The organism is Nostoc sp. FACHB-152 (assembly GCF_014697475.1).
Lineage (GTDB): Bacteria > Cyanobacteriota > Cyanobacteriia > Cyanobacteriales > Nostocaceae > Nostoc_B.
Genome location: NZ_JACJRV010000006.1, coordinates 57,608 through 75,610, shown reverse-complemented (window position 1 = coordinate 75,610; position 18,003 = coordinate 57,608). Strand labels below are relative to the sequence as shown.

Annotated in this window: 15 protein-coding genes; 3 read left to right on the top strand and 12 right to left on the bottom strand. The window is 40.7% G+C overall.

The features are described from left to right. Position 1: 1 nt before the first annotated feature. Positions 2 to 1,165: a tRNA preQ1(34) S-adenosylmethionine ribosyltransferase-isomerase QueA gene (gene queA, locus H6G76_RS07865; RefSeq protein WP_190698012.1), complete on the bottom strand. Its 1,164-nt coding sequence runs from the start codon at positions 1,163 to 1,165 to the stop codon at positions 2 to 4. Positions 1,166 to 1,381: 216 nt separating this feature from the next. Here queA and H6G76_RS07860 point away from each other — a divergent pair, with 216 nt between their 5' ends. Beyond that, positions 1,382 to 1,771, top strand: coding sequence for a hypothetical protein (locus H6G76_RS07860; RefSeq protein ID WP_190698009.1), 390 nt, complete (start codon positions 1,382 to 1,384; stop codon positions 1,769 to 1,771). A gap of 99 nt (positions 1,772 to 1,870) precedes the next feature. Here H6G76_RS07860 and H6G76_RS07855 read toward each other — a convergent pair whose 3' ends face one another. Beyond that, positions 1,871 to 2,389, bottom strand: coding sequence for a YraN family protein (locus tag H6G76_RS07855; protein ID WP_190698006.1), 519 nt, complete (start codon positions 2,387 to 2,389; stop codon positions 1,871 to 1,873). 14 nt (positions 2,390 to 2,403) lie between these two features. Here H6G76_RS07855 and H6G76_RS07850 point away from each other — a divergent pair, with 14 nt between their 5' ends. After that, on the top strand, positions 2,404 to 2,910 hold the full coding sequence (locus H6G76_RS07850; protein ID WP_190698003.1) for a pentapeptide repeat-containing protein: 507 nt from the start codon (positions 2,404 to 2,406) through the stop codon (positions 2,908 to 2,910). 104 nt (positions 2,911 to 3,014) lie between these two features. On the opposite strand, the gene H6G76_RS07845 is transcribed toward H6G76_RS07850, so the two are convergent. Together H6G76_RS07845 and H6G76_RS07840 are read right to left on the bottom strand one after the other, a co-directional pair. Next, on the bottom strand, positions 3,015 to 4,655 hold the full coding sequence (locus H6G76_RS07845; protein WP_190698000.1) for an iron uptake porin: 1,641 nt from the start codon (positions 4,653 to 4,655) through the stop codon (positions 3,015 to 3,017). A 423-nt stretch (positions 4,656 to 5,078) separates the two neighbouring features. Beyond that, positions 5,079 to 5,981, bottom strand: a complete 903-nt coding sequence (locus H6G76_RS07840) for a choice-of-anchor L domain-containing protein (protein WP_190697997.1) — start codon at positions 5,979 to 5,981, stop codon at positions 5,079 to 5,081. Positions 5,982 to 6,810: 829 nt separating this feature from the next. Here H6G76_RS07840 and H6G76_RS07835 point away from each other — a divergent pair. Beyond that, entirely contained in the window at positions 6,811 to 7,632 is an 822-nt protein-coding gene (locus H6G76_RS07835) for a SirB1 family protein (protein WP_190697994.1), read from the top strand. A gap of 228 nt (positions 7,633 to 7,860) precedes the next feature. On the opposite strand, the gene H6G76_RS07830 is transcribed toward H6G76_RS07835, so the two are convergent. The 8 genes from H6G76_RS07830 to H6G76_RS07795 all read right to left on the bottom strand — a co-directional run bounded on the left by H6G76_RS07830 (position 7,861) and on the right by H6G76_RS07795 (position 17,918). Then, positions 7,861 to 9,150: a Glu/Leu/Phe/Val dehydrogenase gene (locus H6G76_RS07830; RefSeq protein ID WP_190697991.1), complete on the bottom strand. Its 1,290-nt coding sequence runs from the start codon at positions 9,148 to 9,150 to the stop codon at positions 7,861 to 7,863. A gap of 195 nt (positions 9,151 to 9,345) precedes the next feature. Then, a complete protein-coding gene (locus tag H6G76_RS07825) occupies positions 9,346 to 10,845 on the bottom strand; it encodes a carotenoid oxygenase family protein (RefSeq protein ID WP_190697988.1) in 1,500 nt (499 codons plus the stop codon). A 270-nt stretch (positions 10,846 to 11,115) separates the two neighbouring features. Further along, complete coding sequence (locus H6G76_RS07820) at positions 11,116 to 12,540, bottom strand: folate/biopterin family MFS transporter (RefSeq protein ID WP_190697985.1); 1,425 nt, start codon at positions 12,538 to 12,540, stop codon at positions 11,116 to 11,118. Between the two features lie 102 nt (positions 12,541 to 12,642). After that, the gene (locus H6G76_RS07815; protein WP_190697982.1) at positions 12,643 to 14,883 is read right to left on the bottom strand and encodes a CHASE2 domain-containing protein; all 2,241 of its coding nucleotides are present in this window, start codon (positions 14,881 to 14,883) and stop codon (positions 12,643 to 12,645) included. Positions 14,884 to 14,946: 63 nt separating this feature from the next. Then, the gene (locus H6G76_RS07810) at positions 14,947 to 15,726 is read right to left on the bottom strand and encodes a DUF928 domain-containing protein (protein ID WP_190697980.1); all 780 of its coding nucleotides are present in this window, start codon (positions 15,724 to 15,726) and stop codon (positions 14,947 to 14,949) included. A 364-nt stretch (positions 15,727 to 16,090) separates the two neighbouring features. Further along, on the bottom strand, positions 16,091 to 17,143 hold the full coding sequence (gene dusB / locus H6G76_RS07805; protein ID WP_190697978.1) for a tRNA dihydrouridine synthase DusB: 1,053 nt from the start codon (positions 17,141 to 17,143) through the stop codon (positions 16,091 to 16,093). A gap of 95 nt (positions 17,144 to 17,238) precedes the next feature. Continuing rightward, positions 17,239 to 17,721, bottom strand: coding sequence for an ester cyclase (locus H6G76_RS07800; RefSeq protein ID WP_190697976.1), 483 nt, complete (start codon positions 17,719 to 17,721; stop codon positions 17,239 to 17,241). 5 nt (positions 17,722 to 17,726) lie between these two features. Continuing rightward, complete coding sequence (locus H6G76_RS07795) at positions 17,727 to 17,918, bottom strand: hypothetical protein (RefSeq protein ID WP_242056343.1); 192 nt, start codon at positions 17,916 to 17,918, stop codon at positions 17,727 to 17,729. Positions 17,919 to 18,003 lie beyond the last annotated feature (85 nt).

Below are 18,003 nucleotides of genomic sequence, written 5' to 3'. Positions count from 1 at the left end.
CCTAATTCTTCCCTTCTGGCAAGATTAGCATGGCATCACCGAAGGAATAAAAACGATATTGTTGTGCGATCGCTTCTTGGTATATTTTCAATAACCTTTGTCTGCCAATCAAAGCACTTACCAGCATCAACAAACTAGAACGCGGCAAGTGAAAATTAGTAATCAACCCATCTACAACTTGCCATTGATAGCCAGGATAGATAAATAAGTTGGTTTTGCCGCAAAATGGTTGTAACTCTCCTGATTGCGCTGCACCTTCTAAGGTGCGTACAACGGTTGTACCGACGGCAATAATGCGACCACCAGCCGCTTGAGTAGCACGAATTTGTTCTACAGTCGCCGCAGGAACTTCAATCCATTCTTCGTGCATTTCGTGGCTAGTAACATCTTCCACCTCCACAGGTCGAAATGTGCCGACACCAACATGAAGGGTGACAAAAGCTTGATTAATGCCGCGATCGCGCAATTTTTCTAATAGTTCTGGGGTAAAGTGTAACCCAGCTGTTGGTGCTGCGATCGCTCCTGGTTGTTGAGCATATACAGTCTGATACTGTTCATCAGCAGCTTGGGTTGTCGTGATATAAGGCGGTAAAGGAATTTCACCGAAAGTCTCTAGTACTTCTACCAGTGATTTTCCTCCTGGCACATCAAACTGCAATAAACGTCCCCCAGTCGGTGCATCGTTGTCTATAACTGTAGCAGTTAAGACAGGAGTTACGGAATCATTCTCTAATTGCGGCAATCCTTTATCAGGAAAAATAATTTTTGAACCGAGTTTAAAACGCTTTCCTGGCTTAACCAAGGCTAACCAACAGTTATATTGGCGTTCTTCTAAAAGCAATACCTCAACTTCTGCACCAGTAGACTTATAACCATAAAGTCGCGCTGGAATGACTTTTGTATTGTTCATTACCAGCAAATCTCCAGGGCGGAGAAATTCGGGTAAATCACGAAAAATCTGATGTAGTGGTGCTGTTTCGTTACCTATAGTAGGGGAATTTACTACTAATAACCGAGAACTGTCTCTAGGAACTACAGGATTTTGAGCAATCAGTTCTGGAGGCAAAAAGTAATCATAACCAGATAATGAACAATCTAGCTGTGAGTCCTCTAACTCTGAGGCAGCAACATTATTAAAAATTTCTGTTGTTATTTGTGGCTCCATTGAAAGTTATGTTAGCTTTTACAGGTTTATTTGATATTTTCTAAGGAAAAATCCAATTTCGTTCATAAAATTTTACAATTAGTATCATTCGGTAATACGTAACCATGAATAATGGGTAAAACTCCCCATACGAAAACGGGGGCTTCTACCCTACCGGAAACATGATCTATTTAGGAATATAGAAGTGTAGGATTGGCTTTGATCCCAAGCACCAACATGGAATATTTGTATTACCTGGCAAATGCCAGTCTAACCTTGCGGGCTGTTCAACATTTGCACGCTAGACCTCAGTTACCTGTCTCTTTCGTTACTGTGATTCATCAGATTGATGGCTGGGTGGTTAGGATCAAACTCAAAGGTCAAGTTCCTGCCCAACAAGATGGAGATTTTCGGGCTTTTCTTAACGAATTAGGAATTAGCTACGAACCACCAATGCGGGTACAAATGGCTCTTTGGAGTTTGGAAGCAGGGCAGTGTCCTGTAGATGTAATGCGCCGCTATCAAGTAGCGATCGTCTCTCATGGTAGCCCAGAGCGAGAAGAAATTGAAGCATTCCGACAACAGTTTGTCCGAGGATTAGGTTACTGTCCAGAAACTCTGGCATGAAACTGTTGCCTGTGAGGGCGGCTCAGAATGTCTAATTGGTAATTGCTGACTCAGAGATTTGCGGCATGACCAATTATGATTCGCCCTCATTTCAATTAATCATATTGAAGAATCAAAAGCTGCGGGAATATACTCTTGCAAATAAAATTTGTATCCAGCCAGCGATAAACTGAATAAAGCATCTTGGGCTGATATTAGCTCGGCTTGTAATTTTGATATTTGCTGACAACACACAATCGCCACATCAAAGCGACAAAAATAATCTACTTTCTCAGGATATTTAGTTAGATAGATCTCGGCTGTGCGCCACAGTTTCGCCTGCTTTTGTGGGGTAATGGCACATCTTCCCCCTGCATCCCAATTACCTGGACTGCGGGTTTTCACCTCAACAAAAGCAAGTGTTTGAAGTAATATATTTCCCCTCTGCGCCTCTGCTCCCCTCCCCCCCTGCTCGACGGCAGTTGCTCCTAGATATTCAGCAATAATATCAATCTCTCCCCAACGGCAACAAAAACGCCGATGCAGAATCAACCAACCTGTAGACTCTAACCATTGTGCAACTAGGTCTTCACCAAGTTGACCAATATCGGGATAATGAGATGGAGGATGATTCGCCATTGGTTAAAAATACCATGAATTCTAGGTTAAGCAATCGGATTTGGGCAACCATACTCAGTTTCTTACTGTGGATATTTAGCATTACAATAGCTTTTGGTTACGCTCCAACTGCTTTCGCGCTTGATTACAACAAAGAAATATTGATCGAGGCTGATTTTTCAGGACGTGATTTATCAGACTCCAGTTTTACAAAAGCTAATCTTCGTCAGAGTAACTTTAGCCATAGTAACTTACGCGGTGTGAGTTTCTTTGCCGCTAATTTAGAGTCAACAAATTTTGAAGGAGCCGATCTCACAAATGCCACATTAGATTCAGCGCGTTTAATTAAAGCAGACTTGACAAATGCCATTTTAGAAGGTGCGTTTGCTGCTAACGCCAAGTTTGATGGCGCAATTGTTGATGGGGCAGATTTTACAGATGTACTGTTGCGTCCTGATGAACAAAACAAATTGTGCAAGACGGCTAAGGGTACTAATCCCACAACCGGAAGAGACACCCGTGATACTTTGTTTTGTCCTTAAGAAATAGTAGGGTGCGTTGTCGTGCAGCGCAACCCACCATTTTGTGATGATTGGGTGTGTTAGCCTACGGCATAACGCACCCAAAATTTAATGTTTGTACAACCTTAAAAAGTAAAGGTGGTTCTTAAAGTACCAATCACCGCATTGTTGTCAGTTTGACCAGGATTGGTGAGCCAAATTACACCTGGTGTAATAGAAATATTATCGCTGACTCGGTATCTATAGAAACCTTCAATGTGGTAGGGTGTATCGCCAGTAGCATTACCCGCATAAGGTTGAGCGCCTGCAAAAATTCCTAAAAGATTACCTGGCTTACCGAAGTCAGGCAAAGCAACGCCTAAACCATAACTCCAAACTTCATTGTCATCAGCAACACCAAAGCCTGTGATGTCACTGTAAAGCACAAAACCACTAACTGATAATTTATCGCTAGGTTTGAAAGCTGCTTCAAAACCATAAGAGTTACTGACGTATGGGTTGCCGCCACCAACAAGGTTAGCTTGTGAAGTACCTACGACACCAGTAGTTGTTGAGCCTGAGCCTGCGTCAAATAAAACGGTGCCACCAGCATGATACCCATGAACGTATGTTGCTGCTAATGTAAAGCGATCGCCTAAGTTCAAGGTCAACTGTCCTAAGGCCGCATAGTTACCATCAAATAAACCTGAACCTTGATTAGGGTTACTGGCTTCAGATCCTAAGTAGCCCAAGGTTAACGAAGGTTTAAAGCTACCACTGCCAAAAGGTACTGTAACTCCTACTCCAGCACCGCCACCAATCCGATAAATTGGGCTTTCAGAAGCAAAGGTAGATAAAGCACCGTTACCACCATCAAAATCTTCAAAGTAGGGATTGACGGTAGGAACGTAATCACTTTGAATACCACCAGTTGCGGCAACGTAAACTTGGGTACCGCCTAACGGAAAGTAATAAGCTAACCAGTCGATAAAGGCACTATTGTTGTTACCGGGGTTTAAGTTAAATGTTTGCGTACCCTCAAAAGTGCCATTTGGCAATGGTAATGTTGATGCATTACCAGCTGCAATCCGGGTATGTAACACATCTTGACCAGTGAAACTGCTTTGGAAGTCTAAACGCACCCTGTCTTGAAAGACGGTATTATTGTTGTCGTTGTCGCCAAAGCTATCAGTAACCGCAAAAATTGCTTCACCAACCAGTTTGGTAGTTGTAGAAAATTGATTGGCTTCCAACTCGGCAGTGCGTGTTTCTAGAGTATCGACTCGACCGCGTAGAGTTGCTAGTTCTGCTTGGAATTCTTCTTGCAAACGCTGGATGGTTGCCAAGTCTTCTTTTCTGGCTAAGTCAGTAGTTGCTGTAGTAATTAATTCATTAACTCTTTCTAAACAAGCATTCAAACCGGCGGCAAACTCATAACGAGTCATAGCCCGATTGCCTCGGAAGGTTCCATTGGGATACCCAGCAATACATCCATAGCGTTCAACTAAAGATTGCAATGCTTGAAATGCCCAGTCAGTTGGCTGGACATCCGAAAACTGGGAAACAGATGTGACTTGAGATAGGGAATTTTGACTGTTGCCTTCACGGCTGTATCGATTGACTTGTTCTAAAACTTGATCTGCGTCAGTCTTGGCTTGAGTAAGTAACTGCTGTTTAGTTGTTGGTGATGTTTCAATCTCAGCAGCTACTACTTTAGCGGAAAATAAAACACTCAGTCCCAAGCATACAGGGGATAACATGAGTGTTTTCCAGAATAAATTAGACATATTATTTTTTCCTCACACTATGTTGTAAGAATGACGCGATCGCTTCTGGCGAATTGTATATTTTAATACGGTTTTTTATTTTTTATTTTTAAATCTTTATGTACCGGAAAAGCTAAAAAAGGCTATTTACGTAAGTGTAAACTCTGCTTTTTGTGGGTTTTTGTTGATTTACTCAGCAACAAAATTTTCTTAATTATCCCAGTAATAATCAAGTTGATAGCTGTATAAAAAAGAGAAAGATATTGATACAATTAATACTAATAAGCGATCGCAACTGTGTTAAAGAGTAGTTGCGATCGCATCCAGTATTATTATGAGATGTGCCAAGGTTATCAAAAAAACCGCGCAGGCAACTGGAAAACGCGAAGGGGTTTTGTCTGTGTAGCAGAGACTTTCAGCCACTTATGGCAAAATATTAATTATTTAGGCTTTAGTTGATGCTTTTTGTTTGCGTTTGAAGTATGAACTAGCACCAACAGCACCAAATGCTAATATGCCTAAAACAGAAGTAGGTTCAGGAACAGTTTTTGAGAGTTTACTAGAAAAAGTGCCTGCTTGAATAAATACAGCCGAGTCCCAACCAAAATCTTCCACATCTGCAATTGCTAGTTTAAGGTGATATAGTTCACCTACCGTCAATCCCTTAGCTTTAGCAGTGAAAACTTTGGTAAACCCATCATATTGAATATTGTAGAACGGCCCACCATCAGATAAGTCATTATTATTAAAAAACTGCGGATTAGTAGCGTTGGTATTCAAGGGTTTCCCACCATTGACATTATTAATAGAAACTGGCTTTGTGGTTCCAGGGATTAATGCAATGTTTTTACCATTCAAAAAAAATCCGAATACATCGTTATAGCTGGAGTTTACATATTCATTATACTCTTCTGAAGCAAAGACATAATTGAAGGATATCTCGTCAGTGCTTGATGTAAAGTCAAACTCAAGAATGCTAGCATCTAAAGTTTTTGAGCCAGGAGGAATCAAACTATTTAAATTAGTATCTCCTAGTAATCCATTTTCTTTTGTTGCGTTATCTTTATCATTTGGCCCTACTGCCAAGTTAGCATCACCCGTAGTTAAAATAATACCAGTATCTATGCCAAGACCTGAAGCTATTCCACCTTTGAATATTCCAGAAGCGAGTGGTGCGCCGTGATATTTGGCATTATAGACTGTAATACCTGAACCTACAATTTGATTAACTAAAACATTAGCGTCACTGCTTGTAGTAATATTCACAGCATGAGCAGGTGCAGTTAATAACCCTAACCCTAATAAAGACAAAGCACTATTTTTTAGAACATTCTTCAGAGATTTCATATTTTTAAATCAATTAAAAGCCACATCAAAAAAAAATCAGCAAAATTTTTGCCATAACAGCTTAAGTGCTATGGTTACAAACTTACTTAAGTTTCTAGGGGTGTAGATGATGAATATCTATGTAATAACTACACTGCTAGAATTTACTTCTGTATTTCCAATATTTGCGGGTCAACGAAATATGTTTTTCTCGCTCGTATATTTAACTAGATTACTGGCTAAACAATTTCTTAGATAGTGTAAATACTGTAGTTTACAAAACAATTAAATTTTTGTTTGTTTTTACATATATTTCAAAATAAGTAACGGTAAGCTTTTGAGCTAAAAAAACCAAACAAAATCCAACAAGATTTTATGAACTCAATCAAATAATTTAATTGAAATTTATATATATTTATCAATTACTTTTATTAATTAAAATTAATGATTTTATAAAGTTTTGACTCAACACAAACTTTGCAAATAGCCTTTAAAATTAAAACTTTAAAAATGTCTAGTTAATAAACATTTGGCAACATCACGTATACTGATATTTGGAAAAATATTTTTATAAAAAATTTGTTATTAAAATCAATTAAATATTGTATACAAGTAAAATATTTAATTTTGCATAACTATATCTGTCTTCAAATAATTGTGTTTGTGTTAGCAGGTTAAGTTTGATGATCCTTTGATTAATTGCGAATGAGAAAAGAGCTTATATACTTACGTAATTGCTGAATTCTGCATTTTTGTTTAATTGTCTTAACTTAAGATAGAGGTAGGTGCAAAAATAGCTCATACCTTCTTTGCTCTATCTTCATCTATCTATATACACCAGAGTTGGCTTATGAATTTCTCGTCAGCACGACAATATTTTTACCAAGAGATTCAGCAACCTGACGAGGAGATAAACTTGGCTAAGACAGCTTTGTATATTGCTCAAGAAGAATATCCGAAGCTTGAGCCAGAGGAATATCTCAATGCCCTCGATACAATGGCACAAGAAGTTAAAGAACGTTTACCTACTTCACGTTATCCTCTGCGGTTGATTCAAAGCCTTAATCAGTATCTTTATGATGACTTGGGATTTACTGGTAATCACTCCAATTACTATGACCCATGCAACAGCTTTTTAAATGAAGTGATTGACCGTCGCACAGGAATTCCTATTACTTTAGCTCTGGTTTACTTAGAAATTGCCCAGAGGATTGATTTCCCAATGGTAGGTGTAGGGATGCCAGGACACTTTCTCATCCGTCCTGATATTCCAGATATGGAAATTTTTGTTGATGCTTTCAATCGTGGTGAGGTTATGTTTGCAGAAGACTGCCAAGAAAGACTGACTCAAATGTTTCAGCAGCCTGTGAGCTTAAAACCAGAATATTTAGCAACTGTCAGCAAGCGGCAAGTTTTGGCACGGATACTCACTAACCTAAAATATATCTACCTCAAGCAGCAAGATTTAGAGAGAACTTTGGCTGCGGTTGAACGAATTTTACTACTATTTCCGAGTGCGATGTTAGAAATACGCGATCGCGGTTTGCTGTTCTATCAACTTGGTTATCGTTCGCAAGCTGTTGAAGACCTACAAAATTATCTCTCCAACGTTCCTGATGCTGAAGATGCAGCAATGATTATGCGGTTACTTGCTGAATTAAACAAGCTCTAAATATACAGCAGTTTTCATCCCAATGAGGTATATTTTTCTAACCTCTATCTACTTGTACTGCACTCAACCGAAAAACGCTGTAAAAATATAGCCCCAGACTTTAAATCTGAGGCCTTAATCAATCCAGTTCAGCAATCGTTTTTCCCTTTGCTATCTTTACCTCCTCTCTTTGACTAAACAGACAAACTTTATTTAGCCAAATTATTTAGGCTTTATTTACAAAACTATTTAAGGATACAGACCCCTATCATGGAGTGCCTGTGCTACTCGTCCTACACCTAAAGTGTAAGCAGCTAACCGTAACGGAACTTGCCGCACCTTAGACTGCTGAATTACTTGACGGTAAGCTTGCACCATCAAATGTTCCATTTCGCGGTTAACTCTTTCCTCATCCCAGAATAGGTAAGATAGACCTTGCACCCATTCCAGATAACTCACTACTACACCCCCAGCATTGGCCAAAATGTCTGGTAGCACAGTCACACCCCGCGCTTCTAAAACTCGGTTGGCTTCGAGAGTTACAGGGCCGTTAGCTGCTTCGGCAATTATTTGTGCCTGTACTTGATGGACATTATCTTCATTAATTTGGTTTTCTAAAGCGGCTGGAATTAAGACATCGCAAGGTAAAGTGAGTAACTCGGCATTGCTAATTTCTGTAGCGTTGGGGAAACCAGCAAGATTGTGATGATTTTCGGCGGCGTAAGCTTTTAAAGCTGGAATATTCAACCCATCAGCAGAATATACTCCACCTGTAGCTGTGGAAACAGCTATCACTTTCGCTCCTGCTTGGTATAGTAACTCGGCTGCTGCACCGCCAACATTACCAAAACCTTGAATAACTACTTGTACTCCTTCTAAAGTTCTACCTTCGTCTGCCAATGCTTCACGCACAATAATCATAGTGCCGCGTCCGGTTGCTTTTTCCCGGCCGAGGGAACCACCAACAGAAAGCGGTTTACCAGTCACAACCCCTGGTACAGCATGACCAACATTAACTGAATAAGTATCCATCATCCAAGCCATTTCACGGGCAGAAGTACCCATGTCTGGTGCAGGGATATCTAAGGAAGGGCCGATATCTTTAATTAATTCGCTGGTATAACGACGAGTAATTCGTTCTAGTTCTCCGACACTATAATGTTGTGGGTCGATCGCAATTCCTCCCTTAGCACCACCATAGGGAATACCCAACAACGCACATTTCCAAGTCATCAACATTGCTAGTGCTGAGACTTCTCGTAATGTCACTGCCGGATGATAACGAATTCCGCCCTTGTAGGGGCCTAAAATATCAGAGTGTTGTACCCGATGCCCTGCAAGTACGCGTATCTCACCACTATCTAGTTTTACAGGGATGGAAACTGTGACAACTTTGCGTGGGTGGCTGAGAATTTCCAGTACACCTTGATCTAACCTTAATTCTTTAGCAGCAGCTTCTAAGTAACTACAAGCTTGATCGAATGGGCATATATGTCCTGGCGTAGCAGTTTCCAGGATTAATGTAGGTGTTGCAATCATAAAAGTTTCTCCTAATCGCGGTATCTTTGCGAACCGGATACATATATGCCTAGCTTATCCTCTATATCTAAAAAATGAGAAATTTCTGTAGTTTTTGTTACAATTTAATGTTTTGTTAAAAAAATCACAGTTCCAGATGAAAACTTTGAACTGTGGTTTATAAATGGTTGAGGATCAATATTTATTTATTAGGGATCAATTTGGCAAAAACACGTTAGAAGTGAAGCTACCATGCAATCCATAAGGAATATGATGCTTGAGATGGAGACGGGCGATCGCTCCTTTTTCCAAATCACTAGCATCTAAAATTACTGCGTCTGTACGGTGATACGTAGCATCATAAACTAAAGCTAACAGCCAACCATCGTCTTCTTGTTCTGCACCTGGACGGGGAACAAAAATAGGTTCACCCATAAAACCACGAGGTGCAGCACTCCAAAGTTGTCTTTCTCCTGTTTCCAAGTCTATTTTTAAGATAGCTTGTAGAGGTGCATTTCCTATGGGTGCATGAGCCGCACCTGTATATAGGTATCGATAGGCACGTCCTACATTCGCCGGGTGAATAGTGGGGAATTCACAACAGCGTTCTTCAATTAATTTTTGTTCTACTGTTCCATCGTTGAGGTTGAGGTAAAATCGCCAAAGTTGCCCTGGTTTTAGTGCTTCAAAATTAACTTGGCGAAAATCACTTTCTGGTTCTACCTCAGGTAATGAGTCATAGCAAATCGAGTCAATAAAAATTTCATCGCCCATCCCAAAGGCATTTACATGATGGAAAATAAATCCTGATGTGGTTTCTAAAATTTTGACCTCAGTTTGTCCTGGTTGAGGAAAACGGGAAATGACAATAATTCGAGTTGCTTGATTTGGCTGTACTTTTATACATTCCCCTGCACCACGCATTCCCAAAGCGAAGGGTATGGGATTAAAAGCAACAGGATTTTGAAAGAAGATGCAGTAATTAGGAGTAATGACAAAATCATGAATGAAACAGAACCCCGGAACGCTATGAGCGTGTTTTCTGACAACTTCTCCGGCTAAGTTTAACTCAAAAATAGTAATTGTGGTGGATAGCCCCGGTTTAATTGAGAAGTTGACTAAGCAAGGTTGACCACCGTCTTGTTCGCAACTGGGGTCAAGCCGAGGATGTGCGCCAAAGGCTTCACCTTCTGATAAAGTAGCGTTGAGATACTCTTTACCCAATGTTTCTAAAGTGTTGGGGTCAAGGCGATAAGGTTCAGCCGCTTCCCATAAAGCGAGGAGTTTATCACCTAAATAAATAACATTGGTGTTGGCAATATGTTTAATCTTGAAGTCGAAAATATTAGCCAGCCAACCGCCGGGTTTTTGTGTACCAAATACACCCCGATAAAGAATTTTTCCGGCTTTCTGTTCTGCTAAGTACCCCTCTGTGCGGATGAAGCGGTTGCAGAAATGTGCGCGACCATTAGTAAAAGTTATGCGGCTAATCATCCCATCACCATCAAAAGGATGATGAATGCGTTGACCATTAATATCTAATAAACCAGGGCCATTTCTAAATAATGTACCTTGCAGTTCTGTAGGGATTTGTCCTTCTATCTCATCAATCCAATAATCATATTCTTGGGTGAGGGATTGATATCCTCCTTGCCAATCTTCACGATTATAGGATTTTTCTAAAGTTTGTGTTTGTTGGTTTTTTAAATTATGCATAGGTAGTTTTGATTGATTTCGCACAAAGACATAGAAACGCTCAAATTTTAGAGGATATTTTAAAATTCCTCCCTGAGTATCAAAACATTTTATATGCCCTTAAATCCACTTTCAAAAGGAAGAGTTTCATTCTCTTTTTTCTACTTTTAAATAAGTCAGATTTAGGGGATATTAATAATAAGTGTTTAAAATACCAGGAAACATTTATTGAACAAACTGTAAAGACACAAAAAGATTATTTATGTCTTTATAGGTTTGATTAAAATCACATTATTCAACTACTTTTGATTCTGTTTCTTGAATTATTAAATTTGGTAAGAATGTTTGTTCACTGGTATTTGGTAAAGCTGATTGCAATGACTGTGTTTCAATTTTTTGGTCTTCTTTTGGTAGCCAGTGAAGAAATGCTAGTGGTAATAAGGTGCTGAGATTTGTAATAATTACCAAAATCCACAGAGAGTTAAAATTGCTTTCAGTTATACCTAGCAAGTGCATGATGATGGCTCCAACTTCATAGGAAACCATACCTGCTAGGTTGAAGATTGACATTAACAAGGCGAATAAAGTTGCTTCTACTCCTGGTGGGCAAAGTCTCGCAGCTAATACCAAAACTGGCATATAAGCGATTTGTCCCATCACGGTGAGTATGAGGCTGTCTCCTAAACTAAACCAACGGTCATCTATACCTAAAGCCCGGTTGGTGTGAGTTACCAACAGCAGCATTGTCATACCTAAAACTGCTGAAATAACCGTACTCCACGCAAAAATGACGCGGAATGGCACGCTTTTCAAAAAACGTTGAAAAATCCAGATGCCGCATAAAGATGCCAGACTGGTTACTAAGCGGACTCGCCCTAAAAATTCTGGTTCAAAGTGGAGTTCGTTAGTACTGAAGTAGAAAAATGCAGAATCGGCGGTTGGGGTGGCTTGCAGAATGAAGACAAAGGCGGCTGGTAGCCAAATTGTTTTTTGACTGATGGCATGGCGTAACTGTTTGAGTTGATGTGGAACACTCAGAGAGTTAGCGTTATTAGTATCGTGAGTGTCTTTGCTAACAGGAGACTCAGCAATTAACCAAGCTACCCCGGAAACTATTAACGGAAAAGATGCGGTAATTAAAAATATTGTGCGGGTAGTGAAATGTTCGAGTAGCATTCCGCTCAGGTATGCTGTAACCAATCCGCCAAATGCAGTCGCGCCCCAGCATAGGGATTGTAGTGAGCCTGCATCTGCTTGGGATTCGGCTCTGGCTCTTTCTACGACCAGTGAGTCAACTATGACATCGCTAACAGCTATAGCTAGTGAACTGAGGGCGATCGCTGCTGTTGCTGCCCAGCTACTATGAACTACTGTGGCCATACTCACCCAGGCAATAGCTCCTAGTATCCCTGACAATATCAAGTAGGGACGGCGACGATAGCCAAAAATGGGTAAGCCATCAGACATAAAGCCAAATAGTGGCTTAATCATCCAAGGTAAGGCCACAACTCCTAACATTGCTGATACCTCAGCCGGACTCAGCAATAATTCATCCTTGAGGAAAAAGCTAACAGCTAAACGCGCCAACCCTAAGATTCCTTGGACAAAGTAGACGCTAAGAATAGCAATTAACTCGGCACTGGGTTCATGGCCGAAGAAGATTTTTTCTGTTATCGAGTCTTTGACCTTGGACAAGCCAGACGAGTCAATGAACATTTGATAAATATTTTTTAAGTTTTGTCTACTTTTCTATAATATCGGGAAAGTCTGAAGTGTGAAGCGGATGAAAGTCTGAAGTCTGAAGTATAAAGTATGAAATTAGATGTTTTTACCTCCTGCCTCCTGCCTTCTGCCTTCTGCCTCCAGAAATGCGATCGCCTTTGGTGGCACAGATGTAAACCGAATCGTCACAGTATGTTCGTCAACATCAGATTTTTTCATCACCTTAGCGTAAATAAATTCGTCTGTGGGGAGTTGGGAGTCTAGTAATTTAAGTTTGAGGTTATTTAAGAGTTCTAAGGAATTGAGCGATCGCAGTTGTGCATACTTTTCGGAAAGGCTAATTAACTCCCCTTCAAATACAGTCCCAACTGCGTGTTTGCCTTGTAAAACTGTATACTCTATAGGCACTGACTGATTGAGATTGACCATCCCTTCATCGTCGTTGGGCAGAAACAGGTTATATTGACCACCAATGCCGCGTATTTCGTAAATAGTTACTAGTTCTTTGATGCCTTTAGGCTCAATTTGCATTTGTCCGGTAATTTGCAGTTCGATGTTGGCATCTTGGCGAGTACTTTCAGAAATTAAAACTTGTCCGCCTACGGTATAAGTTTCGACACGCGAAGCCAAATTCACATGACTACCGACAACTGTATATTTGGCACGTTTTTGGGAACCGATATTACCAGCAACAACCTCACCGGTATTAATTCCAATCCCCATTTCCAGAATCGGGTGATTCCTTTGGCGATTGTATTCATTTACCTGCTGCATTGCTAATTGCATCGCCACAGCACAAGCGATCGCTCTTTGGGAATCATCAGGACGATTAATTGGCGCACCGAACATCACAAAGATACCGTCACCCATAAACTCATTAATCGTACCTTTGTACTGATTAATCACATCTGTCATGGCTTCTAGGTAATAATTGAGAACTGCTACTACTTGTTCAGGTGGCAATTGTTCAGACATGGCCGAGAATCCGCGTAAGTCAGAAAATAGCAGCGTGACTTTGCGGCGATCGCCACCTATTTTTAAGCCAGAGGGATTTTCGAGTAAGTTAGCAACTACTTCATCTGTGAGGTAACGACCAAAAGTTTTCCGCATTCCATTTGCGCTTTCAGCAATGTATTGTGTAACTGCGATCGCGGAACCTGCCAATGCTAACAATGTGGGTACAACGGGAATCCACCAACCAGCGAGGAAAGCTATGAAACTACTACCAACTAAAGTCCCACCTGTTAACAATACATTCACAGCCAAAAGAACTTTTTGGTTATTGCTGTGGCGTTGTATCCAACATAAACTTGCACCAGCGATCGACCAACCCAAAATCCACAGATATTCTAAAGGTTCTGGTAAAGTTTGAATTTGTTGACGACCATCTGTAGCTGCACTCAAAATTTGACTAATCAAATTTGCATGGATAGTTATACCTGCCATGCGTTCTGGAGCAGCAAACACATTACTACTATATGGCGTATAAAATAAATCTTTTAAACTTTCAGCAGTGGCTCCAATTAGTACCACCTTATCGCGCATAAAATTTGGTGGAATGCGATTTTCTTGGAGTTGTGTAAGAGAAATTTTTTGAAACTGTTGTATTCGTCCTCGGTAGTTTAACAATATTTGATAACTGCCAGCATTAGCACGGATGTAACCGCCATCATCAGCTTCAAAAATTGGGAAAACTCCTTTACCTAACTGCAAATAGTTGGGGTTATTTGCTGATGGCTTCTCTGTAATCCCTTCTGGTTTTAAATACAACAGTGCCAATTTCAACGCAAAACTTTCGAGAACTTCGTCATTTTTTAAATTAACGTAGAGCAATCCGCGCCTAATTTTACCATCCCCATCTAACGGTAGGTCATTTGAGCCAATTTGATTACGTTGCTTCAGTGTGGGAGATGCGTTAACTGCGGAACTATCAGCAGTATCCGAGATTTTTTGCACCCCAATAACATTAGGCGTAGATTCAAATACTTTAACTAAAGTTTGATGACCAGGATTAACAGGTAAATCCCGATAAATATCTAAACCGATCGCTCTTGGTTTTTGTTGCTTAATTTGCTCTAATACAGTAGCTAAAGCCGCATCAGACATCGGCCATTGGGTTTGCTTGCGAACATCTGCTTCATTAATTTCCACTATGACAATCCGATTATCAGCCCCCTCTGATGGACGCAGCAGAAAAAATTGATCTAATGTTGCTAATTCCAACAATTGCAGCCATCCTGTTAACCGCAATCCAATCACTAAAGCTGTCACACTGGGAACAGCAAATAAAACACCGCGCCATTGCCAAATATGCGGTTTAAGTTTTGACCACATCATAATTTATTAGGGGAATAGGGAATGGAGAGTAAGGAATAGTGAAGATTCCCCACTCCCTACTCACTACTCCCTACTCCCTTTGTCACTCGTACAACAGTCGATAAATGATTCAGAAGTTAGTGCAGACAAATTCACCGATTTCAATAATGTCTGCCAACTCATTCTGGTTCGCAAATTTTTCGGATCAGCGCGGCGTAGCTGTACCGAAGTAGCCAAGGCTTCATGCCAAATCCCAGCTTCTGCATAAAGACTGGGTAATTGTTGTGGTTGAGCCTTTGCTAAAGCTGCTGACAATGATGCGTTTGCTTGAGTGCGTTCTACCCAACCATCTACCCAAGGATTTGTACTAGAATCTCGCGCATTGCAAACAACGGTCAAATACCAATGGTAAGTTTTACCTAATGCCAGTTTCGGAGCAGTTTTAGGAAGGGTAAAACTAATAATTCCTGGCTGATTTGGCAGCGTCAAAGTGGTTTCATAAAAGACATTATCATCTTTATCTTTGTCAGCTAAGAGAATAAATTTAGCTGTTTTGACTGAAGTTGACGGTACAAACCAGAAAAATGTTGGACGTTCAGCTAATGTCAAACCTAATTTGTTTGGCGGTAGGAGTGAAACTAACTTCGTCTTCTTTTTCAGACAAGAAGAACCACGCGTGGAACCCCCTGCACTTGGTGGCGGATCTGCTCGTTTGGGTGGTTTAAATGCTTGGCTAATTTGCCAGGGTTGGTTTACAGGGAAAGATTCAGCTTTTACCTGTGCTGAAAAACTAGCAATTGATAGTAAATCCAAGCACAGCAGAGAGAAGGCGGCAAAATTTACGGACGATTTATACCATTTCATATTGGTGAGCGTGCCTTGGTTATAAGTAAGTAGGTGGGAAAAAACAAAACTATGTTAAGAAAGGTTAATCAGGCAGAAACCCTGTTTTCTCCAGCATAGCTGCCCCCTGCCTCCTGCCTTTTCCCAACTACAAATATTTACGCCGTTCTACTTATATTTACCAAAACTGATAAATGTTCATTTATAAACCTGTTCCAGGAATCGAAAAATCCCTGGAATTCAGCAGTCAGCTAAATATAAGTGTTCCCAAAAGCTAGCCCAGAGTTTGCACTCTTACCAAGTTGCGTCAAACCATTGCTGGTTAGCTCATTTTTCAGGACGCATAAATTGTAACAAAGTGATTATAGAGTGATCGCTTACAAAATTACGCCATTTGAAAATTTTCGGCTTCTTCTACCAATTCATAACCATGTGCTAACTTTTCAATTGCTCGGTCAATTAAATCTAAACCTTGTTGAACTGTTTCAATCACACTTAATTGACCACGTAATTCGGCTGCACCAACGAAACCTTTGGCATACCAAGTCATGTGCTTACGGGCTTGACGCACACCGCGATCGCCTTTATATTCCCACAATGCTTGTAAATGATCTCTGGCGCATTCCAAACGTTGTATTGGGGTTGGTGGTGCTAACAGTTCCCCTGTTTTTAAGAAGTGGTCAACTTCTCCCACTAAAAAAGGATAACCCAAAGTGCCACGGGAACACATTACGCCGTCAGCCCCAGTTTGCTCTAAGCATTTCACCGCCGCTTCAACAGAAAATATATCACCATTCCCAATCACCGGAATTGAAAGCACTTCTTTAACACGGGCTATCCATTCCCAACGAGCGTTGCCATTGTAACCTTGAGCGCGGGTGCGACCATGCACAGTAATCATTTTTGCCCCTGCATCTTCCATCCGCTTGGCAAAGTCAAGAATGGTAATTTCTTTATCATTCCAGCCAATACGGGTTTTAACTGTGACTGGCACATCAACAGCTTTGACAACTTCTCGCACAATGGCTTCTGCCACTTCTGGCTGTCGCAACAGCGAAGAACCACCACCGTTTTTAGTGATTTTATTTACCGGACACCCCATATTAATATCGACAGTATCCGCGCCTTCGGCTACTGCTTTGATGGCTGCTTCTGCTAAAAAATCAGGGCGACAGTCAAATAATTGAATACTAATTGGGCGTTCATTGGGGTCTACTTCCATGATTATAGGTAACTGCTTGACATAGTGCAGTCCTGTGGCGTTGACCATTTCGGTATACATCATAGAATCTGGTGCATAGCGACGTACTAGACGGCGAAACACCAAATCTGTCACCCCAGATAAAGGCGATTGCAGCACTCGGCTGTTGACTTCAAAAGTGCCGATTTTTAAGGGTTGAGAGAGTCTAGCTTTGAGGCTGGGTGACAGAGTAAGCATATATGGAGGCTAGGGGTTAAGGGTTAGAGGCTAGAGTGTACCTCAAATAATTAGGAACTTTTGTAAATAATTCAAAGATAAATGATAGCTCTTTATCAGCTACGCTTGTTGGTGATGGAAGCGATCGCTAAATATAATTTTCGGACAATTAAGCCTGGCCCCGGTATGGGTATAATTCCCACTTGCTGCATTAAACTGAGCAAGTCACTTTGACCCCAATGTTCTACGAGTTTACCATCCACGATGCGGTCAAGATGAAAGAAGGGGATAGTGATTTGCTTGCCTGTGGGCGGAAGACCTTGTAATTCGCCGCGATGAGTCCCGCTAAAAGTGCCACGAGTTACTACTTTATCACCTTCGGCAATGACATCTTCAAACTTATGAATCCCATCAGGAAAGGCAGAACGAAATACCTTAAGTACAGATTGTATGAACGCTTTCCGATTTAGCGGTTCGGTAACACCAGGAACATGAGCAATAAAATTTGAGGCAAGAAATGCTTGCACTGCTTCTAAATTTCCGTCATCGAATGACTGGTACATTTGCAGCACAATTGACTTGTTTTGTTCATCAAGCATAGATACTACTTTTCTAACTCTTGCTGAACTTCTTCAACACTCAAACCTAACTCCTTCGCTGTTTCTGCGGTACTCAACCCTAATTTCAATAACACAGGTATCATCCTCAATTTTTCTTGACGCGCACCTTCTGCTAAACCTTCTTGTTTAGCTTCTTGATAAACTTTTGTCTGCTTCAACTCACTTAATCCAAACATACTTTCAATCTCCTCTCGATTCATTGTAGGAAATTTATAAATCAAGTAAGTTACACTTCGCCAAGTTTTGATTCACAACTTCCGC